The organism is Flavobacterium piscinae (assembly GCF_004122145.1).
Classification (GTDB): domain Bacteria; phylum Bacteroidota; class Bacteroidia; order Flavobacteriales; family Flavobacteriaceae; genus Flavobacterium; species Flavobacterium piscinae.
Map to the genome: position 1 here is coordinate 188,286 of NZ_SBKQ01000002.1, position 23,704 is coordinate 211,989.

Consider the following 23,704-nt stretch of genomic DNA (forward strand, 5'->3'; position numbering starts at 1 on the left):
CTAAAAATTTCTACAATTTTGGGTCTCGCTAAATTCTCTCAAGCACTGTAAATACTGTACTAACAACCTGTTTAATACTGGTTCAAAATATGTACATCTTGTTTGCTAAAAGTTTAAAAATTAAATTGAATACTAATTAAAAGGTCACCACCATGAAAGCAAAAATCACTGTGCATATTTATGCGAAATCTTCAAAAGCTAACAAAAACGGTCAATTACCAATTTATTTCAGGCTAACTGTAAACGGAGAACGTTTTGAATTCAGCACCAAGAAGTTCATTGAAAAATCAAAATGGTCTGCTACACAATCAAAAATGAAAGGCAACTCAGAAGAAGCCAGGTCATTAAATAATTATCTGGATTTACTCAAATCAAAGGTTTTTGACATTCAAATGGAATTAATTCATAAGAATGAAGAACTATTAATAGAAAATTTTAGATCAAGACTGACCGGAACACATGAACGTGAGCGAATGATTATTCCAATTTATCAAAGCCATAATGATAAAATTAAAGATTTGATTGGGAATGGTTATGCTTATGGAACTTTGGAGCGATTTAAAATTTCCTTGAAACACTTGCAGGAATTCATTCTTTGGAAATACAACGTGAATGATATTAGCATCAATAAAATTGACTATGCTTTTGTAACGGAATTCGAATTCTATTTGAGAAGTGTAAAAAAATGCAACAATAATACAGCTGTTAAATATGTTAGAAACTTTAGAAAAATCATCAAGATATGCCTAGATAATGACTGGCTGGATAAAGACCCAACTACTCGATATGAAGGCAAGATGAAAGAAGTAGAACGAGATTTTCTAACTGAAGAGGAATTATTGAAAATCTATAATAAAAAGATATCTTCCGAAAGACTGCAATTAGTGAGAGACATTTTCATTTTTTCATGCTATACCGGCTTAGCCTATATTGATGTAAAAGGATTGAAAAAGGATCATATTGGTATTGGCATTGATGGGGAGAAGTGGATTTTCAAAAAACGACAAAAAACAGATACAAAATCTAAAATTCCAATCTTACCAATAGCTGAAGAAATTATTGAAAAATACAGTAATCACCCTAAATGTTTAAATGATGATAGTATTTTACCAATTCTAACAAACCAAAAAATGAACGCTTATTTAAAAGAGATTAGCGATTTGTGTGACATACCAAAAGAAATAACCTTCCACATGGCTAGACACACATTTGCAACTTCGGTAACATTGACTAATGGTGTCCCTATTGAAACTGTTAGCAGAATGTTAGGACATAAAAATCTTCATACGACTCAACATTACGCAAAAGTTTTAGATAGAAAAGTTAGCGAAGATATGAAAGCTTTGAAAGATAAATTTAAATTAAAACAAAAATTAAAGTATCGATAATCAATCTTTTAATTAAAAAATAACTCTCGTAAGAAATTGCCTTATTACGATAAAAAATGTAAAATAACGCTTTATTAAAACTGTAGGTTATAGAATGAACTGTTAATTTTATAATATATATTAATTTATAATTAAATTAGATAAATGTTAATTTATATTTAAAACTATTAATTTTTTTTGGACTATTTTGTAGTTATTTAGATTTTTGAAATAAAAATGCTTTTAGACAGACCTGGAATTTTTATTTTATTTAGCAGTACTTTAATTTCATCTATATTCTTGTGTATTTATTTACTTTTTAAAAAAGGAATAAATAAAAGTTTGAAGTTATTTCTCTTTGCGATTTTATTTTTTTGTTTAGATAATCTAAGACAATTTTTATACATATATGGTACAAAATTAGATTTTAAGCCACATATAATACATTATTTTCATTTTACTTTATTAGTTCCAGTTCTAATTTTATTATCAATTGATTCAAAAATTGAAAAACGTAAAATCTTTTTATATGCTTTACCTTTTCTATTTGAATTTTTACTTTCATTTTTAATATTAAACAATGTTATTAATTACAATTCATATATAAATTGGTTTGCTCCTATTACAATTGATTTGACATTCTTTTTATTTATGATTTATATCTACTCTAAATACAAGAAAGTTTTAAACAATTCTTATGCATTAAAAATTATTATAACATTTCTTCTATTATCTCTTTTAACATCTTTTCTTAGAATATTTGAATTTATAGCAATAATTTCAAATTTTGAGTATTTTACAATTGCCTTTTATTTTGAATTAACTTTCAATTTTTTTGTCTTATTAATAATTACTTTCTATATAACTTCATATATAATAGAAAATCAAATAAAAATTAAAAAGAATAGTAATCAAATTAACCAAGTTAAAAAATATGATACTTTTTTTGACGATTCAGATATTCTAAATCTAATTGAAACTGAAGAAAAATTTTTAGACCCAGAATTAACTATTGAAAAACTTGCTGTAAGTTATAACATTGATTCAAAAACACTTTCAAATTTGATTCGTAAAAAACATGATTTAAATTTTAATGGTTATATTAATAAATTGCGAATAGATTTCTTTTTAAAATTAATAAGAAATGGAGAACATAATAAATTGACAATTTTTGCAATTGCAGAAAAGTCTGGATTTAAATCAAAATCTACTTTTAATAGGGTCTTTAAAGAGTATTACAATCAAACACCTAAAGAATATATTTCTGAAAATATAAAGTATTAAGTATCAAAAAAAAAAAATGATACTTATTATTTTAAAATTGAAAAGGAGATTATATTGATTATTATAAAATTTGCATAAATCAATTTAATCATGAAAAAACACTTTTTATTTATCTTACTTGCTACAAATTCTTTTTTTGCTCAAACCCAACTTCAAGCTTTAGATATAGCAATACTATTAAATCAAACTGATGCACCAGACGACTTCGCATTTGTAACTTTTGTTGATATAGCTCCTAATACTGTAATTTATTTTACAGATTGTGGTGCAGATTCTTCAGGCTTTGCTAATCCATGTGTTGAAGGAGCTTTGAAATATACAGTTCCAAGTAGCGGTTTAACTATGGGACAGATTATTAAATATTCTGATAATCTATCTAATTTTGTTGCCTATAATGATTCTAGGATAACCGGTTCATTTGCAACAAGTACAGCCGGAGACCAAATAATAGCTTTTCAGGATTCTAATTCGGCAATTGGTTCTAGTAATGCTGCAAATAATCCATTGTTTTTATTTGCATCAAGCACAGCATCTACAGTTTTTAGTGGTGATAAAAATAATAATAATGAAACTGGGTTACCATTAGGGCTTACTGAAACAGGACTTCCAAGAAGTGCCATGGGATTGGGTGTTAGCAATTTACCAAGCGACGAATTTGACAATGCAGTTTATATAGGTCCTTATTCTTTTAGTACCATTGCGGAAGCTAAAAGTACAATTACAAATCCTATAAATTATTTTCAAAACAATAATATTACTGAAACAGCTTACATGGATGCTTTTAATAATATTCCACTAACAATAACTATTGGAAGTTTAAGTTCTCAACAGTTTGACAAATATAATTTTAGAGTTTATCCTAACCCAGCCAAAAATTCTATTAATTTTGAGAATACTTCAGAAGTAATTATCGATAAAATTGAAATTTTTGATGTTAATGGCAAATTAGTTGAATCCTATAATAATTATAATAAATCTTACCTATTAAATAAAATAGAAATAAGTGACTTAAATTCAGGTTTTTATTTCTTAAAAATTTATGTTGAAAACAAAATTATTGATAAAAAAATTCAAATAATTAATTAAAAAAAATATTATGAAAAAAATTCTATTAAATTCATTTGTTTTAATTGCAACAATATTAATTATAAGTTGTAATTCTGAAGAAAATAATAATAACCCTAATAATGAGTTATTAGGAACTTGGAATCTGTATAGAACTACTGGAATGATTCCCAATGTACCTGTTTTTAATAATGGTCAAGTTATTTGGGTTTTTAACAGTAACAACACAGTAGATATAACTAATACAATAGTATCTACAGATCCTAACTATATTTACACTCTATTGCCTACAGGAAATTACAGTTATTCCATTGATATTTCAAATGGAAATTTATTAACTGTAAATGGACAAAATATTGGAAAAGTTGATATAAACGGTAACATAATGTTATTAAATGATAACGTTGAGTTAGATGGCTTTTTAACTGAGTTTCATAAGAACTAGTTTTAAAATTAATAGGTAAGATATTTAATTTTATATTTTATGAGAATATTCTTTTTTATAATATTTTTCAATTTTTCTTTTAGTTCTTATACTAACAATATACATAGGACAGATATAGATAATTTTTGGAAAACAGTAGATTTACTTAAAAATGCTGAAAATTATTCAGATAGTCTAAAAGTTATTGAAGATAATTATATAAATAAGGGGACATCACAATTGCAAAAGTTTTTTATTGAAAAAAAAATATTACCAAGTGAATTATTAAAGTCATTAAAAAATAAACCCTTATTTTGGGAATCTATAAGAAGAAAGACAACCAATTTAGATAAGTATTTTTATGAATTAGATAAACTATTTGAATCCTATAGTTCTAAAATATCTAATTTCAAACAGCCAAATATATATTTTATTATTGGTCCATTAAGGACAGGTGGTACAGTAATCAATGGTGAAATCGTTATTGCTACTGAAATGGTAATAATAGATGAAGAAGTTGTAAAGAGTGAAATAGATTCGAATTTATTATCCATAGTTAGTGGAAATATACTTATTGACTTAATATCTCATGAAATTGTTCATACTTTACAAAAAGGAAAGTTAAACAGTCTGTCAGATTTTGTTATAAACGAAGGAGTAGCTGATTTTATAAGTATAAAAATAATTGGGAGTAAAAACCTAAACCCTTCAACTTACAATTATGGATATGAAAATGATTGTTATTTAAAGAATAAATTTATCATTGCCTGTAATAATAAAAGTAAATCATTAAAAGATTGGCTATTTAACAGAAATTCTTTGTTAGAAATCCCACCAGATATTGGATATTATATTGGCTTTAGAATAGCTGAAGATTATTATTTAGAAAGCACCAATAAAGAGGAAGCAATAAAAAATCTGTTAAACAGAAAAACTTATAAATATATATATAAAAACAGTAACTATTTATTCACTAAATGTAATTACGATGAAGGATAAACTAAGTATTTTGTTAAGTATTATGTTATTTATGGCTTTAACTACATCATGTGAAAGGCCAAATTGTAAAACAGATAATATTATATTTAAGAATTTTAATCCCGAAGATATTGAGTACAAAAATGAACTTTTGAAACAAATAGAAAATTCTAATGAGGATGAAATTAGATTTTGGTTAAAAAAAATTGACCAAAATAATATAGAATTTTATATACAAGATGATAAGGATTTATGTGCTTGTCTTTCTGGAGAAATTGAAGAGAAATCAAAATTTAGAAACATTATTGAAAATGAAGGGAAAGGTTATATTGGTAGTGAATTTATCGGTTTGGAATATCACACTATTAAAAATGAAAATAACTTAAGTTTTTTTGTAGAAAATTATAGTTTTATCTCAGATTAATTTAAACTTTAATATATGATTAAAGTACTTTTTTTATTAATTATTGTTTTTCTTTATTGTCATTCTGTAAACAATATTTTTAAAGAACTTAAATATATTCTAGCAATTTCAATATTTATTTTTTTACAAATCATTTTATCTCTTTTAAATTTTTATTCAAATCTTGAATTCATACAATTAAAAATGATTCTGACATTATTGGTGCCAACTTTAATCATTATATTTCATTTTCAACATAACAAAAATTCATTTATTAAAATTAGCTATAAAAATTTAACATTAATCCATTTTGTACGAATTCCGATTGAATTTATTTTATATCACAACTATAAAGAAAAATTGATTCCAAAAATTATGACTTTTGAAGGATTAAATTTTGATTTGTTTTTTGCATTAACAACTTTATTAATTTACTATTTACTAAATAAAAATATTATACATAAAAAGATACTTTTAGCTTGGAATATATTTGGTTTAATATTTGTCTTAAATATAGTAATAATTGCAGTTTTATCTACTCCTACTCCTATTCAGAAATTTGGTTTTAATCAACCTAATTTAATGATATTTAATTTTCCATATATTCTTCTTCCTAGCTTTATAGTGCCTATAGTTATTTATTCTCATATTATATCAATTTTAAAAATTAAACACAAAATTTAAAGTGATGTTTAAAAAGTATAAAATTAATATAACAAAAGCTATTTTGCTATTATTTTATATATGTATGATGATAGAAAATGGCTATATAATTTTAGCAGACATTATAACTTTAGTAATTATATTCTCAACAATAGTTTACAGAAACTTAATATGGAATTTAATTATTTATCTTTTTGTATTTATTAATTTTTTATCTTTTATTTTAAATGAAGATATTAGAAATACTAAAATTTTTGCAATAAAACTTTGTCTTTTTATTATTTCTATTTTTCTTTTTTTGTATCAATTTGCTATCATAAAAAATACTAAACGTTAACAATTTTTCATAAAAATAAATAGTAGCAAAAAAAGAAAATAATACTTTTTCGTGTAAAAATTATAATAAACATCGATTAATGAAAATTAATTTTACACGAAAAAAACATCATGAAAAATTTTTTTTTACTCTTTATCATTTCACTTAATTTTTTTATTTCTTTTTCTCAAGTAGATAAGAATATTTTAGTAATTGGAGGACAAAATGCTAATGAAGGTCAGTTTCCTTGGATTGCTGATCTTTATGTTCAAGATTTTCATGCCTGTGGTGGTGTATTAATTGCCCCTCAATGGGTACTCACGGCTGCACATTGCATCGATGATTCATATCCTATAAACAAGATTAGATTAAACAGTATAAATACTTTAGGACCATTAAATCCATTAGGAGGAGAAGAAAGAAACGTTCTACAAACATATATACATCCACTGTGGGATCCTTTTGCTGATTTAGGCAGTGGTGTAGATCTCGCATTAATTAAATTATCTTCTCCAATAAATAACATAAATCCAGTAACATTGCCGACTACTCAAGAGAGTTCCACTTTATATAATAGTATATTAAACGCTTATATCTCTGGTTGGGGTCTCACTCAACAAAATAGCAATGGAAACTTATCTGATATACTACAATGGGCAAATGCAAATATTTATGAGTTTAATGCTTGTAATAATGTTACACCTTTTACAATAACCCAAAACTATTTTTGTATAGGATATACATTAGGAGAATCTCCCATAGGAGCCGCAGCAGGTGATAGTGGAAGTCCTTCATGGATCATAGATAATAATGGCAACATAAAAGTCATAGGAATTGTTCATGGTGGTGAGTTAGTCTATACAGATTTAGATAAACCTGGATTATTTGTTAGAATAGGTAACTTTAGAGATTGGATTGATTCAACCATCAATGGTCAATTGAGTTTAGAATCAATAAATGAATTGAATAATTGCTACACTTTAATCAAAGATGGAAAATTATATATTGAAAATTTAAAAAATGTTGAAAGTTTAGAAATCAATATTTTTGATTTAACGGGTAAAAAGATTTTTCATGAAAATAATAATATAATTGATAATTCAACTTCTGTGAATATCGAAGATTTAAAAAATGGGGTTTATATTATTAATTTAAGTGATAAAAATGGAAATTATCATAGTATGAAATTTTTAATTTAAAGAAATTACAAAAAAGAATGATTTATAAAAATCATTCTTTTTTAATTATTTATTCTTATATTTATTATGAATAGCTTTTTCAACTCTAATTATTACTAAAATAGCGGTTAAAATTACAAGACTTATCCCAAAAAAGACACCTTTAGTTTGACCATAATTAAATACAAGTCCAAATAAACTACTGAAAGTAAGTAAACTGCCAATTTTGATCATTTCTCTTGCGGAATATTTTTGAGCAAACTGCCATATCTCTTGGCTCTTCATTGAACTATTAGTCCTGTAACCATATAAAAAATTAATTTTATTGGGTGGAAATTTTAACATAATTAAACCTGCAACAATAAAAACAAATCCAGTTATTACTGGAATAATAAAAATTGGATTTTCGATAATTTTTCCCATTTTATTTTCGTGTTTTTTAAAAAATAATTTACTTTATAATATATATCTTATTTTTTTTTATATCTATAGAAAAATCTAATATTAAGTTCTCATTATTTTCGATTTTATTTAAATCAAAACTATAAACTTTGAAATTGTAAATATTATTATCCTTTTTTGAAAGCTTTATAAAATTTCCCAAGTTTTGATCTTTGAGTTTTAAATATAGTTTTGTTATCCTTTTATTTGATTTTGAAATCTCAATTGCTTTTTTTATTCGATTAATCTCAGCTTTTAATTCTAAATTATATTCTTCTTTTATATTATTATAACCTAATGAATCAATGTAATTCCAAACTTTACTATTATGCTTTTCAATTGATTCAATTGACTCTTCAGATAGAACATCACCAGAAACAGCTTTAATCTTAAAAGGAAATTTTCTTTCTATGATTTTTTCGGCGTTAAGGTTAACAAAATTACCTATACTATAAGTCCAAATTTCAAGTGAATCTTTTTGCTTTTGAGCATTGACATCTAAGATAATGCTAATAAATAAAATAAATATGTAAATATTACATTTCATATATTATATTTTATTGTCACATTCCATAATCAGCAGGAAGCATTTCACTAATTTTCTTTTTTGTCATATCTCCAGAAAAAATAATATTTTCAATTTCATTGTTTAATCCATAAAAGTCAATCAAAAAATTATTAGTGTAGAAAATGATTTTTGATTGATACTTTCTTCTATATAAAATATTCAATTCTGAAATAAAATTTTTAGGTTTTAAATCTTTCTCAATTTTAAAAACACTTACATTATAAAAATTATTTAAACTATTTATTTTTAAATAATTGTTAGGATCAATATTAAAAGAACCATCAAACAAAAGATAACTTTTATCAGACCAATCATTTTTTGAAATCCACCTAAAAAATTGAAGAGTTGAATTTTCATATGCTTTTTCTCTTCTTTTAATTATTCTTTTTTCATTGTTTATTTCAATAAATCTCGAAATCCCGGAGTAAAATGATTGTATTATTTGACTTTTTGAAAGAGATTTGGAAGTAAATTTGACTTCAAAATCTTCAAGTTTGTAAATAATTTTATAACCTAAATAGTCATTTCTTATAATTAAATCTTCATAACTTTTTGCATAAAAAGTATGTTTATTATAATCATAGTCAAAAATCAAATCATCCTCATTAACAATAATACATTCTTTCCAAAACTTCTTTTCACCTAAAAAATTTTCTTTAAAAGATTTTAAAAAATCTTTTCTTGAGAATAAATGGTTTTTAACAATTATTTCATTTAAAGACTCTATTTCAGGTTGTAAATAGACTTGGTGAATCTTATCTTTAAATATCGTATAATTTTTAAAATAAACTTCTTTATAACCAATATAACTAATTACAAAAATTGAATTTATTTGATTAGTAAGTTTTAATTCAAAATATCCTTTTTCATTTGACACAGTTCCTATTGTTGTGCCTTCAAAATAAATATTTGCACCATACAAAGGATTTTCATTCTCATCCAAAACGGTACCTTTAAGAATTATCTCTTGAGAAAAAGAAGAAAGATTTATTAGAAAAAAAAAGATATTAATTTTAAAAAAAAGATTTTTCATTTTAATTTTTATTCAAAAATAATATTGAAAACATTAAAACAGCTAATCTATATTGTAAAAAAGGTGTTATAAATGAGATTTGATACTTAATGCATTCAATAAAGTGGTTTTTATTTTTGTTTACGTGTTAACATTGCAATAAAAAATGTTGTCAACAAAAAAAATAATACACTTAGTTATAGCCCTAAATCTTTTTCAAGTGTTACAGGCTCAAGAATTAAATACAAATATTAATCAGTATCTTAATGAATACATTAAATGCAATGATTTTAGTGGTGCAATTTTAATATCAAAAAAAGGTAATATTATTTATGAGGACTCTTTTGGTTATGCCAATAAAGAACTACAGGTTAAGAATACTTTAAACACAAAGTTTAATCTCGCTTCAGTTTCAAAACAATTTACTGCTGTTGCAATCATGCAATTAATTCAAGATGAAAAATTAAAATTAGATCAGACTATTGATACATTTTTTCCTAAGATTCCTAAATCAAATTTAATAACCATTAAAATGCTTTTGAACCATAGTTCTGGTTTACAAATTGATTTTGATGAATTATATTTAAAGTATGCTGATATTGATAGTACGAATGTTTTTAAAACAATTGAAGAAAAAACATTACTCTTTCCTCCAGGTGAAAGTATAGCTTATAGTAATATTGGGTATTTCTTATTGGCAAAAATTGTTGAAAAAATATCAGGATTGGAATTTGAAGATTTCTTAAAAAAAAGAATCTTTAAATATGCAGATATGAATCATAGTGGTGTTTGCAATAACGATTCTATTATAAAAAACCTGGCATCATATTATTATAAAAGTGAAGATGGATTTAAAAAAAATCCATTTATAAATTGGAAATACAACATTGGTCATGATGGCATATATTCAACAATTGAAGATTTATATAGCTGGAACAATACTCTTTTTAAATCAGAGAAAATTCTATTAAATGATTTTAAAAACTTAATGATAGGTACTTACAATGATCAAAATTTTGGTTTTGGATATGTTATTAATCCTTTTTATAGTCACAATGAAAAATTTATAGGTCATGATGGTATGTTTTTTGGTTCAATAACTTCCTATAATTATTTCCCTGAAAAAGATATATTCATTGTTGTCCTTTCAAATAATCAATCTCCATCTTATTTATTAGCCTATGCGTTGTCTGCAATTATGTTAGGTAAGGATGTTAAAACTCCTTATAAACATAACAAGATTGAATTAGATTTTATCAGTATTAAGAAGTATGAAGGGAGTTATGGAAAAATAAAATTTTTTGAAGAAAACGGAGTATTATATTATCAAAATTCAAACATAAGATTAGTTCCAGAATCTAAAACTAAATTTTTTAGAGAAAGTGACCCTAATATAACCTATAAATTTGTAACTGATAAATATGGTGTAGTTAAAAAAGTTATAATCTCAAAATATGGAGTTGAAGAAATAATTAATAAATAACAAAGATGACAAGAATAATTATTTTGCTTATTATATTTTTTTACAAAGCTGCTTTTGCTCAAGAATCATTAAAAGAGTTTAAAGAAAAAGCAAATCTTAATTTTGAAAAAAATCTAGATGATGAGTCTAATTTAAACTGGAAAAGTTTTAAATTAGGTAACTATACTATTAAATTAGATAGTATTTACAAGATTGAAGGGAAATTTTCTCTCAAAATAGAGTCAAATAGTATAAAAAATGACAGTACAAATTATGCTTTAGTATATAATGATTTAATAAAAAGAGTCGTTGCAGATAGCATTGAGATTTCGGCAAATATTAAATATAAAGGAATAAATGATAAAGTTGGATTAACTTTAATACTTTTAAAGAATAATAAACCTATCATACAAAAAGATATACCAAGAAAATGCAAAACAGAAATTTCAGATTGGGAAAAAATAAATATTAAAATCCCATATAACTCTTATGACGTTGATTATATTCGATTTGGTTTTTATACTACTGGTCATGGTACACTTTGGGTAGATGATGTAAAATTAACCTTTGATGATAAAGAATTAAATCGTTTAGAGATTTTTACACCAGAAAAGCCAAAAGCTCAATTAGATACGGTTTTTAATAATGGAACTTCTATTAAAAATATTAAGTCTAATAAAACCGTAAATCAAAAACTTATTAAGCTATGTAAAATTTGGGGTTACTTAAAATATTATCACCCAAATGTCCATAATGGTAATCTGAATTGGGATGCAGAACTTATAGAAAAAATACCGCAAATTCTTGCAATTAAAGACAATAAAGCAGAAAGTGATTTTTACATTAAATGGATCAAATCTCTTGGTGAGTTTGAAATTGAAAATAAAGTTATTGATTCAAGCAATGTTATATTTTACCCATCGATTGACTTCATTCATAACTCTAAATTCTCAAAAGATCTAATTAATAAACTTGAAAAAATAAAAATCGCTAAAAGACAAATCAGCAATTACTATGTTGAATTTGCTGAGCGTGTGGGTAATCCAGTTTTTAAAAATGAAGTAGAATATTCTACATTTAATCATCCAGACCAAGGTATTTATCTAATCACATTGTTTAGATATTGGAATATGATAAATTATTTTTTTCCATATAAAGATATAATTAATCAAGACATTGAGAATAATGATTGGGAAAATTTTTTAAATGAATTTGTACCAAAATTTCTGAATATTAAAAATCAATTAGATTATCAATTAACATGTTTAGAATTAATTGAAAAAATTAAAGATTCACACGGCATAACCTATTTCAAAAAGAATGTCATAAATGAACATTTGGGTAAATACTTTTTAAATGAAAATGCCAACTTTATATTAAACAAACAATCTGGAACCAAACTAGTAGTTACAGGTTATTATAACAAAGATTTGGTATCAGAAAATAGTTTAAAAATCGGTGATGTGATAAAAAAAATAAATGGGAAAAAAATTAGCAAACTATTTTCAAAAAACTATAGATATACTCCAGCTTCAAATAATTCTGTAAAAGAAAGAGAAATGTCAATGAGTCTTTTAAGAAGTAAAGATAGTATTACAGATATAGAAATCGAAAGGGATAAAAAAAGAATGAAGTTTAAAATTAAAACTTTTAAAGGATTAGATAGAACTATTAAATTCACATACAACGATACTTGTTTCAAGTATATAAACAAAAATATTGCCTATTTAAATGTTGGTTCATTAAAGAAAGAATACCTACAATATATTTTTACAGAAATAAAAGACACAAAAGGATTAATAATTGATTTAAGATATTACCCAAAAGAATTTGTTGTTTACAATTTAGCAATGTACTTGGCTTCTAAACCCAATGAATTTGTAACACTTTCAAGAACAGAAAATAATTTACCTGGATTGTTCTTTTATGGAAACACTGTTAAAGTTGGTGAAATTAATAAAACACCATATAAAGGCAAAGTAATAGTTTTGGTCAATGAAAACACTCAAAGTCAAGGAGAATTTACAACAATGGCTCTTTCATCTATTGAAAATGTAAAAGTTCTCGGAAACATAACAGCGGGTGCCGATGGTAATTTATCTTCCATCCTACTTCCTGGTGAAGTTAGAACAATGATATCTGGTATTGGGATTTATTATCCAGATAAATCGCAAACACAAAGGGTTGGCATTAAAATAGATTATTTTGTACATCCAACAATTAATGGAATTAAGGAAGGTAAAGATGAACTACTAGAAAAAGCAATAGAATTAATAAATAATTAAAGTTTAAGATGAAAAGAATATTTTTTGGAATAATATTAATAACTCAAATCGTTACAAGTCAAAATATACTTAATGGGAAAATTTTAAGTAAAGACAATAATGAACCTATTTCTTATGTAAATATTGGTATTATTAATAAAGATGTAGGTACAGTTTCTGACGAAAATGGTGATTTTGAATTAATACTTGTCTTAGGTAATGAGTACTATGTAAATGAAACGAATGAAAAAGATTCAATATTAATTTCTTCCATTGGTTTCAAAAGCCAAAAGTTTACTGTTTTAGAATTACAAAAAAAATTAAAAGAAACAAAAAAAATTTATTTAGAAACCGATACTATTTTTCTTAATGAAGTGGTTATTTCTTCTTATAAAAATTTAAAAGAAGAAATCATTGGAAAAACTCATAAATCTAAAACAGAAGCAGTATTTAAAGATTGTCCTCTTGGTTATGAAATGGGAACTAAAATAAAAATTGGAAAAAGTCCAACAATAGTAAAATCATTTAATACATATATCATTAAAAACAATTTAGGTTTTAAAAAATTCAGGCTCAATTTTTATAGCATAAAAAAAGGGAAGCCTTCAACTAAATTATTTAATAAAGATATAATTTTCGAAATTCCGTTAAAAGAGGGAGATTTCAAGTTGGATTTAGAAGAATATGATATCATATTGAAAGAAGACTGTATTGTTACCATTGAAACATTAGATAATGACAAAAATGGAGACACATTGAATGAAATTTCATTTTCAGCAAAACTATTAGGTGGTAGTATATATTATCGAAAAACAAGCCAAGGCAAATGGAAAAAAACTAAAATGGCTTCTATAGGGTTTAACTTAAATGTTTTACAATAATGACTTCTTTAATCATTGGTTGTTCCTCAGGTATTGGATTTGAATTAGCAAAAAAGCTGATTGAAAGAAATAACAAAATAATTGGTGTTGCGAGAAGAGAAGAAAATTTATTAGCATTAAAGGGAATTAATCCTGAAAAGATTGTTGTTTATGCATTGGATATTACTGAAGAAAAAGGTGTTGATAAAATAAAATCAATACTAAAAAATAATAACGATTTTGACCAGATTATTTTTAGTGCAGGGTACGGTGATTTAAACGAAAAATTAAACGAAATAATAGAGTTAGAAACCATAAATCTGAATGTCACAGCTTTTACTCAAATCATGTGTCTTGGGTATGACTATTTTAAACAAAAAGGGAAAGGTCATTTAATCGCTATTACCTCTATTGCAGGAATAAGAGGGAATAAATTAGCTCCATCTTATAACGCAACAAAAGCCTATCAGCTAAATTACCTAGAAGGCCTTATGCAAAAAGCTTCAAATGAAAACAATAAAATTGCAATAACAGATGTAAGACCAGGTTTTGTAGATACAGCAATGGCTAAAGGAGACCATCTTTTTTGGGTAGCAAGTCCACAAAAAGCTGCAGAACAAATCCTGAATGCAATCTTGAAAAAAAATAAAATTGTTTACATAACTAAAAGATGGTTTCTGATAGCTTTGATTTTAAAGATTTTACCAAAATGGTTATATCTGAAATTATGAAAATAAGAACTATCCTTTATAATTTATTCAAAAGCTTAAGGCTAATAAAAATGAAATTTTTGTTTAAAATAATCACAATCCAAATTTTAATCTGTTGCAACAATTTAGTTGCTCAAAATAATAGCACATTAGTTTTAACAGAAGAAAATTATAGTGAAGCGATAGCTAATTATAAACCGTTAAAAAACGAATCAATTTCAGATAGTGAATTCGACTACGGCACAATGATTATTTTAGAAGTTCAAAAAACGAAAAGACTTGATTTATTGGAATATTCTAATCTACTAACTGCTTTCTTAACGTTAAAAGAATCCACAGAAAACATCCATTTTATACTAAAAAAGTTTATAGAATCAGATACTAATTGCGAATACACTTTAGCATTTGAAAGACAATTTTTGGAAAACAAGAAATATGAACCTATAAAAAAAGAGTTAAAAGAGCGAATAACATTATGTAAGGCAAAAAACGATAGTGAAACAAAATTCGATTTAGAAAAGTACTGCAAAGAATATAAGTTGGATTGCAAACTCGTTAAAATTATCCAATCAGTAAAAATAAATGATGAAAAATTTCGAAAAAGCACAGACAAAAATTGGGCAAAAAAACAAGTGGAATTGGATTTAAAAAATCAAAAAATTATAGACTCTCTTTACAAAATCCACAAAACTTATATTGGTAAAACATTAGTCGGAACGAAATTTGAGAATATCATGTGGAGTGTTGTGCAACATGGGAGCGTTGACTATATGGAAAAATACTTACCAATCATTCATAAAGAATATTTAAATAAAAATTTTTCAGCAACACCTTTAAAAATGCTGCTAGATAGGTTTTATGGTTTAAAATATGGTTATCAGTTTTTTGATACTCAACAAGGGTTTGGGTTTGAATCTTCAAATGAGGATGAAATAAAAAAAATAAAAAAGAAATATCAATTAAATTAAAAGTAAAAAATTATGACTTTATCAATATATTCAAGACAATGGAATATTTCATTTTTCCAATTTATTGGTGTAAAAAATATAATTGCTTTTTGTACTTCAAAGGTTATTATAATGATACTTTTATTTGGTTTTTGCCAACGATTAAAAGCACAAGAACTTGATATAATAGAACAAGATTATGAAAAGGCTTTAACTATCGCTAAAAAGGAAAATAAATTAATTTTTATAGATTTTTATACAACTTGGTGTGCACCATGTAAAAAACTTGAAAAATTGATATTTCAAAATGATTCTATTCAGAAAATTATAGGCAAAGATTTTGTTTTACTTAAATATGATGCTGAAAAAGATATAGCTTTCAATTTATCAAAGAAGCACCATGTATCGAGCTATCCTACAGCTATAATATTAAACCAAAATGGATATGTTATTAATAGAAAATATGGTTTTCCTGGTAAAGATCTTTCTGAACTAAGTAATATGGTTCTCGAATTCACAAACAAATCAATTGAATTAAATAATGAGAATTTTATTATAGAAGGCTATTCTAATACAATTGATATTTCAAATTATCCAAAGTTTTATATCGATTTCATTAATAGAACAAATACTAAATTAAATATTTCTGAGATAGACTATTATTTTAATAATACAAAAGATAAATTTTCAGAGGAGTACTTCTCTACATTAATCTATTTTGGCCGTGATGCGACTATAAATCTAGCTGATATTGTATTAAATAATAAGCAAAGATATATTGACCTTTATGGTGAAATGGATGTAGAAACATTATTATTCTTTCTAGCCTCTGCAAAATTTAAAAACGCAATTTCTGAGATTAATCAAGAAAAATATGATGAAGCTGTTATGTTTATTAAAAAAGCATTAAGTGAAGAATGGGTAAACGATATTCTTCCTATGTATAAATTAGATTTTTTAAAGGCTCAAAATAAATGGGAGGAAATACTCAAAATTAATGAAAAATTAAAAAATGATGGTGAATTTGATAATAGCTATATCAATGATTTTAGTTGGGAGGTTTATGAAAAATGTAACAATCAAGAGGTTATAAAAAAATGTATTGTTTGGATGAAAGAAGTAACAGATCAAGAACCCAATTATGCTTATTTAGACACATACGCTCATCTTTTGTATAAATCTGGAAATAAAACAGAGGCTAAAAAAATTACCAAATTAGCTATAGAGACAGCAAGTAAAGAGAATAAAGAGTTTAAAAGCATTGAAAAATTAATCAATAAACTTTAAATCATGAAAAATCTATTCAATCAAAAAACAACAATCATTTTGTCCATATGCTTTTTTTTAGCATGTCAGACTATTTTCTCACAAGATTATTATCAATCACCAAAAGGAGAACTTTACACAAAATCAAAGGTCGATTCCATTTGCAATGCAATGAATGATCGATTGAAGAAAAAGGGTGTTGATATGGTTTTTAAAGTTGATATTTTAGACACTATTAAACAAGGGGATAAAACCATTTATAAATATAAATTGAAAGGAGAAAGCCTAGCTGTTACTAAAAATACTAATGAATATGAAACCTTAATTAATAAACCTTTACCAGGATTTTCATTTAAAGATATTGATGGAAATGTTATAGAATCAAAAGAACTGATTGGAAAACCTTTGGTAATAAATATGTGGTTTACAACCTGTGCCCCATGTATTGCAGAAATGCCTGAACTAAATAGGATAAAAAACGAAAATCCAGATGTTTATTTTATTGCTATAACATTTGATAATAATGAAAAAGTAAAAAAATTTTTAAAGAGAAAAACCTTCAATTTTATACAAATAGCGAATCAAAAACAATATTGTGATTTATTTACAAAACAATTTCCAATAAGCATTTTTGTAGATAAAGAAGGAACAATAAAAAAGATTGAAGAAGGTATGCCCTTAGTTTACAATAGAGAATTAAAGGAAGTTACTGATAAGGTAAACCCAGCCAATTTTGAAAAGGCTCTTGAATTAATCAAATAAGACTTAACACTATTGATATTGTATTTTACATAGAAACAAAAACATTTTGATGAAAAAAATGAGCAACATTTTACAATCTATCTTTTCTTTTACCATAAATCTGATAAAAACGCAGGATAAAAAAAGAGAAACTAAATTTAGTCTAATTCGATATAATGAAAAAGGACACAGAATTGTTAAAAGTAATATACTAACATTACTAGTATTAATTATTTGTTCTATTTCTTTCGGACAAAGAGCACAAATTATAAAATCATTTAATCATCATTCGGTTGTACTAAAGAATGATACAATAAACTATCATACCTACTCCAAAATCAGTATCGACTCAACAAAAAATCTATTAGTATACCTTCAAGGCTCAAAAGCAAGCTCTCTATACCAAATAAAGGAAGAAGAAGGGAAAACCTATTTTGGAACAGTCATTCCTCTTGATTTTAAACTCCTACCTGATGATTATCTGCTTGTAGTGATTTCTAAAAAAGGGTTCCCTTTTTTAACTGAAATGGACAAAGAATTTCCCGTTCCGAAAATTTATTATGAGAATCAAACTCTAGCTTACAGAACGTTCCAAGCTGACCAAGTAATCAATGATATTGTTAAAAATCATAGAAATCAATTTAAAAAAATCATAGCACTTGGACATTCGGAAGGGAGTGATGTTGTTGCGAAAGTGGGAACGATAAATAAAAAAATAACTCATTTTGGATATTGGTCTGGAGGTGGAAACACTCAGTTTATAGACTTTATCACGTTTGTTAAAAACAAAGTAGATAAGGGATTTTTGAGTGAAGAAGAGGCTCAGACAGAAATCAATTCAATCCTTGCAGATTTGAAAAAAATAATGACAAATCCTAACTCGATAGATAATTTTTGGCAAGGATATACTAATAGTTACAAAAGATGGAGTAGTTTCTCAGAGCCACCAATTGATAATCTATTAAAAATCGATAAACCAATTTTTGCAGCTATTGGTTCAAAAGACCAGTCTGTAGCACTAGAATCTGCATACTTAATTCCTATAGAATTTATTAGACAAAAAAAAGAGAATTTAACTTTCAAAGTTTATCCAGGTTTGGATCACGGATTTGGAAAAGAATTGGAAAACGGAAAATTTGAAAAACATTTTAATGATGTATTTCAGGATTTCCTGAATTGGGTTAATGATAATTGAATAGAAAACATATGCTTACAAAATTTAAGATGATTCCTAAAAAACATAGACAAGTATATTTTAAAAATATAAAAAATTAAAAATCAAATGAAAGTACAAATGAAATCCATTTTAGCTATCTTACTATTACTAAGCATTAAATGCATATCTCAAGAAACCATAAAAACATCAGTTCAATATGGTGTAAAAGACATTGAGTTGCAACAAGTTCTTCTTTTTCAAAATATAACTATAGAAACATTCACTTTTGAACAAGAAAAGATTAAAAACAAAAGTTATCAAGTTTTTGTAAAAGAATATATTAAGGATAGTTTGGTTAGTAAATCCTTGTTGTTTGACGGTACAGAAACGGATTATTTTAAAATAAAAGACAACAAACTTACTTTTAAAATATTTGCCCAAGTTTTTGATGAAGAAATCAAATTACAATTAACAGCAAATGGCTTTTCCAGTGCTCAGAAAAAATTTGATCTTTTGCAAAATAGCCACAACTATGCAGTTAAAGACTTTTTTGGCTCAAACCAATTTGTAGAAAATCCATTAAATGAAGAGTTTGCTTTACTAGCTATAATCACTCCTACCATTCGACCTGATGGTTCCGGATCCTATTGCAATGTAGTTCAAGCCAATATTAAGCCAGAAGAGCTAGGAAAACATTTTAATATTCCTCATTATTTTTTGGTAACTATTAAGTTTATTTGATTTAAAAATGAAAAATAATTATAAATATATTTTTACATTTTTCCCTACGATTGGAATTCTAATTTTTATTTTGTTGTATTTATTTTCTTCTAAACTATATCCTGGTGGTTCTCAAAATGATTTAAACTCCATAGGGTTTGATTGGATAAATAACTATTGGTGCAATTTAATGAATGAAAATGCAATGAATGGTCAAGTAAATCCTGCAAGACCTTATGCGATAACTGCGATGATTATTCTATGTATCGCTTTATCACATTTCTTTATTTTATTTGCTCAAAAAATAGCACAAATCAAATTTTGGAAATTCACAATTCAAACTTTTGGAACAATTACAATGGTTTTTGCAGTTTTTATTTTCACGAGTTATCACGACTTAATGACAACTTTGTCAAGTGTTTTTGGAGTATTTGTAGTCGTTGGAATAATATGGGAGTTATATAAAAGTAATTTACATGCTTTTAAAATCAGTGGATTATTTTGTATTTTGTTATTAGGAATTAACAATTATATCTATTATACCGAACACTTAATCAAACACTTACCGTTAATTCAAAAAATTACATTTGCCATTGTTTTGACTTGGATAATGGGTTTAAATTATAATATCTATATTAATTCAAATCTATATTCAACTTCTAAATAGATAGCTAAATGAAAATATTTCTGAACTTTTTCGTATTCCTTCTAATCAGTTGTAATTCTTCAAGTCAAAAGAATAAATCTATACAATTTAAAAACTTAAACTCTCAATATAATATTCAAGATGTTTTAATCAAAACAAGAGATGGAGCAAAAATTTCAGCAATCATTTGCCGAAAAAATGGAGCAACAGAACCTAAAACTGTTATTCTACAAAGCACCATCTACGTGAGAGATAAAGGAAGAGATCTAAACACCATAAAAGAATCCGCGGATCGAGGCTTTATTGGAGTAATTGCTTATACAAGAGGAAAGCGTTTTAGTCCAAATGAAATTTTACCTTATGAAAATGATGCAAACGATACATATGATGTAATTGATTGGGTTAGCAAGCAAAAATGGTGTGATGGACGTGTTGGAATGTTTGGAGGTAGTTATAATGGATTTACACAATGGGCTTCTACTAAAAAATTACATCCCGCACTTAAAACAATTGTTCATTATGTCGCCAATAGACCTGGATTGGGTTTGCCCATGGAAAACAACGTTTTCATAAATCCAAATTACGAATGGTCATTCTATGTAGGAAATAATAAATATTTAGACACCGTAGCTGGAAATGATAGGCAACGCTTTAGAAATATGATGTTCAAATGGTGGGAAACAGGTGTAGCCTATAATAAAATGGATAGTATTGATGGCACACCCAACAGACTTTTTCAGCGATGGGTAAGCCATCCATCATTTGACGAATACTGGCAAAAAATGGCACCATACAAAGAAGATTTTTCCCAGATTAATATTCCTGTACTTTCAATTGATGGTTACTATAACGATTCCCAAAATTCAGGACTATACTATTTACGTGAACATTATAAATATAACCCTAATGCAGAACATTATTTAATTATTGGACCTTACAGTCATTTTGGAGCACAAAGAAATGGTTCAAAAGAAATTAATGGTTATAGAGTTGATAAAGATGCTTTGATAGATACAAATGAAATAACATATCAATGGTTTGATTATATTTTTAATAATGGTAAAAAACCAGTTCAATTAAAAGACAAAATTAACTATCAAGTTATGGGTGAAAATGAATGGCGAAGTGCTTCATCGATTGAAAAAATGAGTAATAACCGCTTAAGATTATATTTAACAGATAAAAAAAATGAGAAAATATACTCGTTAAGTCCTCAAAAGCCTTCAAAAAAGAATTTTCTATCTCAAAAAGTAGATTTTGCCAATAGAGAAATTGGAAACAACAATTATTATCCAGACCCAATAATTAGAGATGAAATGGACTTAAGTAATGGGTTTAACTTTATTAGTGAACCTTTTAAAGAATCTGTTTTAGTGAGCGGTTCATTTATAGGTGAACTTATGGTTAGTATCAACAAAAAAGATTTTGATTTTGGAGCTACACTTTATGAGGTATTGCCTGATGGGAAGTTATTTCATTTGTCATACATAATAGGTCGAGCAAGTTATTCAAAAGACATAGAAAATAGAGAATTGTTAAGACCAAACGAAATTACGAAAATCCCATTTTCAAACACTCATTTGGTAAGTAAGAAATTGAGCAAAGGAAGTCACTTGCTTATCTATCTAAATGTGAATAAAAATGCATTCTCTGAACTTAACTATGGAACTGGAAAAACAGTAAGCCAAGAAACCATAAAAGAAGCTAAAGAACCTCTAGAGATAAAATGGTATAATGATAGTTTTGTGGAAATACCTATTTGGAAAGATTAAATTAATATAAATACCATTACAAAAGAATATTCCATGTATAGACTTCAATTAATAATAACAATAATTCTACTTTACAACTCAACTATTTGTTGCCAGGTTAATAAAGACAACTATATTTTTTTTCTCCATAATAGATTTTTAGAAGAACATGAATTGAACGAAGCTCATCCTGAATTTGGAAGAGTTGAATACAAAGAAATAGTAGGCGAATTCGAGAAAAATGGATTTAAAGTGATTACTGAAAAGAGAAACGGTAATGTAAATGCTCGGGATTATGCCGTTGGTATCGTAAACCAAATTGATAGTTTATTGAAAAAAGGCGTTGAACCAAAAAGAATAACAATTGTTGGTACTTCTAAAGGAGGTTACATTGCCCAATACGTTTCAACTTTGGCAAATAATTCAGAGCTAAATTTTGTATTTGTAGCATGCTTCAGAAATAGCGATTTAATAGAAATTCCTGAAATAAATTTTTGTGGAAATATTTTGAACATTTATGAAAAAACCGATCCTTTTGGAGTATCTGCACTCAAAAGAAAAGAAAATTCCAGTTGTGAAATAAGACATTTTAAAGAAATAGAATTAAATACCAAAATGGGTCATGGATTCTTATTCAAACCCCTAAAAGAATGGATAAAACCCACCATAAAATGGGCAAATGGTAATTACTCACTTGAGTAAAAAATACAATTAAACTAAAATCATTGTTTCAAATAAAAACTACTAAACATGAAATTATTATCAAAAACTATTGTTGTACTACTTTTAATAACAAGCTGTGGAAAACAACAAGATGAAAAAGGTGTTTCAAAATTTAATGAAGATTTAGCAGATGAACTCCATAAAATGGCTGTTATAGACCAAGTAGCTGCTTATATTCCACAAGGCATATATAAAGAATGGCCAACCGAGAAGTGGGAAAAATTCAAAGACAGTGTTTTTAAAGCCCATGAAAAAAGAGTGGTTGAAATCTTTGACAAATATGGTTTTGTAGGTATTGATGTTGTTGGTGAAGAAGGTTCACAAAACTTTTGGCTATTGGTACAGCATTCAGACCAAAATACCGCATTCCAACAAAAAGTGTTAGAGAAAATGGAAATTGAAGTTAAAAAAAACAACGCCAATTCAAACAATTATGCCTTATTGGTTGATAGAGTAAATATAAATACAGGTAAAAAACAAATTTATGGCTCTCAATTATCATATGAAGTTGATGAAAAAAATGGCAATGTTCAGGCAGTTGTAAAAAATTTAGAAGACAGTTTAAATGTAAACAAAAGAAGAAAAGCTATTGGACTTGATCCTCTAGAAAAATATCTTAATCAAATGACAATAATGCACTATGATATGAATAAAGATGTCTATCTAAAAAAAGGAATTAGAGAACCTAAACTATACTTAGAAAAAGAAAATTAAAATTAGACACTTGAAAAAGGTTAGTTTAATTGACAGCATACAGAA

General features: G+C 25.9%; 24 protein-coding genes. 21 read left to right on the forward strand and 3 right to left on the reverse strand.

Annotated elements, in window-relative coordinates; translation table 11 throughout:
* Positions 1-152: 152 nt before the first annotated feature.
* The 8 genes from EQG68_RS02350 to EQG68_RS02385 all read left to right on the forward strand — a co-directional run bounded on the left by EQG68_RS02350 (position 153) and on the right by EQG68_RS02385 (position 7,699).
* A complete protein-coding gene (locus tag EQG68_RS02350; protein WP_129463177.1) occupies positions 153-1,388 on the forward strand; it encodes a site-specific integrase in 1,236 nt (411 codons plus the stop codon).
* A gap of 216 nt (positions 1,389-1,604) precedes the next feature.
* Complete coding sequence (locus EQG68_RS02355) at positions 1,605-2,651, forward strand: helix-turn-helix domain-containing protein (RefSeq protein WP_129463178.1); 1,047 nt, start codon at positions 1,605-1,607, stop codon at positions 2,649-2,651.
* A gap of 90 nt (positions 2,652-2,741) precedes the next feature.
* Positions 2,742-3,737 (forward strand): T9SS type A sorting domain-containing protein, encoded by a 996-nt coding sequence (locus EQG68_RS02360; protein WP_129463179.1) that lies wholly within the window; start codon positions 2,742-2,744, stop codon positions 3,735-3,737.
* Between the two features lie 10 nt (positions 3,738-3,747).
* Positions 3,748-4,161 (forward strand): hypothetical protein, encoded by a 414-nt coding sequence (locus EQG68_RS02365; protein ID WP_129463180.1) that lies wholly within the window; start codon positions 3,748-3,750, stop codon positions 4,159-4,161.
* 39 nt (positions 4,162-4,200) lie between these two features.
* The gene (locus EQG68_RS02370) at positions 4,201-5,139 is read left to right on the forward strand and encodes a DUF2268 domain-containing putative Zn-dependent protease (protein ID WP_129463181.1); all 939 of its coding nucleotides are present in this window, start codon (positions 4,201-4,203) and stop codon (positions 5,137-5,139) included.
* Entirely contained in the window at positions 5,129-5,542 is a 414-nt protein-coding gene (locus tag EQG68_RS02375; RefSeq protein WP_129463182.1) for a hypothetical protein, read from the forward strand. The genes EQG68_RS02370 and EQG68_RS02375 overlap by 11 nt, the downstream gene beginning before the upstream one ends.
* Before the next feature lie 15 nt (positions 5,543-5,557).
* On the forward strand, positions 5,558-6,205 hold the full coding sequence (locus EQG68_RS02380) for a hypothetical protein (protein WP_129463183.1): 648 nt from the start codon (positions 5,558-5,560) through the stop codon (positions 6,203-6,205).
* 426 nt (positions 6,206-6,631) lie between these two features.
* Positions 6,632-7,699, forward strand: a complete 1,068-nt coding sequence (locus EQG68_RS02385; protein WP_129463184.1) for a trypsin-like serine protease — start codon at positions 6,632-6,634, stop codon at positions 7,697-7,699.
* Between the two features lie 45 nt (positions 7,700-7,744).
* On the opposite strand, the gene EQG68_RS02390 is transcribed toward EQG68_RS02385, so the two are convergent.
* From EQG68_RS02390 to EQG68_RS02400, 3 genes are read right to left on the reverse strand one after another with little or no spacing between them, the layout of a single operon-like run.
* On the reverse strand, positions 7,745-8,101 hold the full coding sequence (locus tag EQG68_RS02390; protein ID WP_129463185.1) for an SdpI family protein: 357 nt from the start codon (positions 8,099-8,101) through the stop codon (positions 7,745-7,747).
* Between the two features lie 28 nt (positions 8,102-8,129).
* Positions 8,130-8,666 carry a hypothetical protein gene (locus tag EQG68_RS02395; protein ID WP_129463186.1) on the reverse strand — a complete coding sequence of 179 codons (537 nt, stop codon included), beginning with the start codon at positions 8,664-8,666 and terminating at the stop codon, positions 8,130-8,132.
* Between the two features lie 16 nt (positions 8,667-8,682).
* Positions 8,683-9,720, reverse strand: coding sequence for a carboxypeptidase-like regulatory domain-containing protein (locus tag EQG68_RS02400; RefSeq protein WP_129463187.1), 1,038 nt, complete (start codon positions 9,718-9,720; stop codon positions 8,683-8,685).
* Between the two features lie 145 nt (positions 9,721-9,865).
* Here EQG68_RS02400 and EQG68_RS02405 point away from each other — a divergent pair, with 145 nt between their 5' ends.
* The 13 genes from EQG68_RS02405 (at position 9,866) to EQG68_RS02465 (ending at position 23,659) form a co-directional block, all read left to right on the forward strand.
* A complete protein-coding gene (locus tag EQG68_RS02405; RefSeq protein ID WP_129463188.1) occupies positions 9,866-11,182 on the forward strand; it encodes a serine hydrolase domain-containing protein in 1,317 nt (438 codons plus the stop codon).
* 5 nt (positions 11,183-11,187) lie between these two features.
* Positions 11,188-13,446 carry a S41 family peptidase gene (locus tag EQG68_RS02410; protein ID WP_129463189.1) on the forward strand — a complete coding sequence of 753 codons (2,259 nt, stop codon included), beginning with the start codon at positions 11,188-11,190 and terminating at the stop codon, positions 13,444-13,446.
* 8 nt (positions 13,447-13,454) lie between these two features.
* Complete coding sequence (locus tag EQG68_RS02415) at positions 13,455-14,306, forward strand: carboxypeptidase-like regulatory domain-containing protein (protein WP_129463190.1); 852 nt, start codon at positions 13,455-13,457, stop codon at positions 14,304-14,306.
* Entirely contained in the window at positions 14,306-15,016 is a 711-nt protein-coding gene (locus EQG68_RS02420) for an SDR family NAD(P)-dependent oxidoreductase (protein ID WP_246011615.1), read from the forward strand. Before EQG68_RS02415 ends, EQG68_RS02420 begins: the two co-directional genes overlap by 1 nt.
* The gene (locus EQG68_RS02425; RefSeq protein ID WP_164975369.1) at positions 14,956-15,963 is read left to right on the forward strand and encodes a hypothetical protein; all 1,008 of its coding nucleotides are present in this window, start codon (positions 14,956-14,958) and stop codon (positions 15,961-15,963) included. Before EQG68_RS02420 ends, EQG68_RS02425 begins: the two co-directional genes overlap by 61 nt.
* 12 nt (positions 15,964-15,975) lie before the next feature.
* Positions 15,976-17,229 (forward strand): thioredoxin family protein, encoded by a 1,254-nt coding sequence (locus tag EQG68_RS02430; protein WP_129463193.1) that lies wholly within the window; start codon positions 15,976-15,978, stop codon positions 17,227-17,229.
* Between the two features lie 3 nt (positions 17,230-17,232).
* On the forward strand, positions 17,233-17,970 hold the full coding sequence (locus tag EQG68_RS02435; protein WP_129463194.1) for a TlpA family protein disulfide reductase: 738 nt from the start codon (positions 17,233-17,235) through the stop codon (positions 17,968-17,970).
* Between the two features lie 58 nt (positions 17,971-18,028).
* Positions 18,029-19,144, forward strand: coding sequence for a dienelactone hydrolase family protein (locus EQG68_RS02440; RefSeq protein WP_164975370.1), 1,116 nt, complete (start codon positions 18,029-18,031; stop codon positions 19,142-19,144).
* A 99-nt stretch (positions 19,145-19,243) separates the two neighbouring features.
* Positions 19,244-19,846: a hypothetical protein gene (locus EQG68_RS02445; RefSeq protein WP_129463196.1), complete on the forward strand. Its 603-nt coding sequence runs from the start codon at positions 19,244-19,246 to the stop codon at positions 19,844-19,846.
* A gap of 7 nt (positions 19,847-19,853) precedes the next feature.
* The gene (locus EQG68_RS02450) at positions 19,854-20,492 is read left to right on the forward strand and encodes a hypothetical protein (RefSeq protein ID WP_129463197.1); all 639 of its coding nucleotides are present in this window, start codon (positions 19,854-19,856) and stop codon (positions 20,490-20,492) included.
* Positions 20,493-20,500: 8 nt separating this feature from the next.
* On the forward strand, positions 20,501-22,243 hold the full coding sequence (locus EQG68_RS02455) for a CocE/NonD family hydrolase (protein ID WP_129463198.1): 1,743 nt from the start codon (positions 20,501-20,503) through the stop codon (positions 22,241-22,243).
* 33 nt (positions 22,244-22,276) lie between these two features.
* The gene (locus EQG68_RS02460; RefSeq protein ID WP_129463199.1) at positions 22,277-22,924 is read left to right on the forward strand and encodes an alpha/beta hydrolase; all 648 of its coding nucleotides are present in this window, start codon (positions 22,277-22,279) and stop codon (positions 22,922-22,924) included.
* 48 nt (positions 22,925-22,972) lie between these two features.
* The gene (locus EQG68_RS02465; RefSeq protein WP_129463200.1) at positions 22,973-23,659 is read left to right on the forward strand and encodes a DUF6624 domain-containing protein; all 687 of its coding nucleotides are present in this window, start codon (positions 22,973-22,975) and stop codon (positions 23,657-23,659) included.
* Positions 23,660-23,704 lie beyond the last annotated feature (45 nt).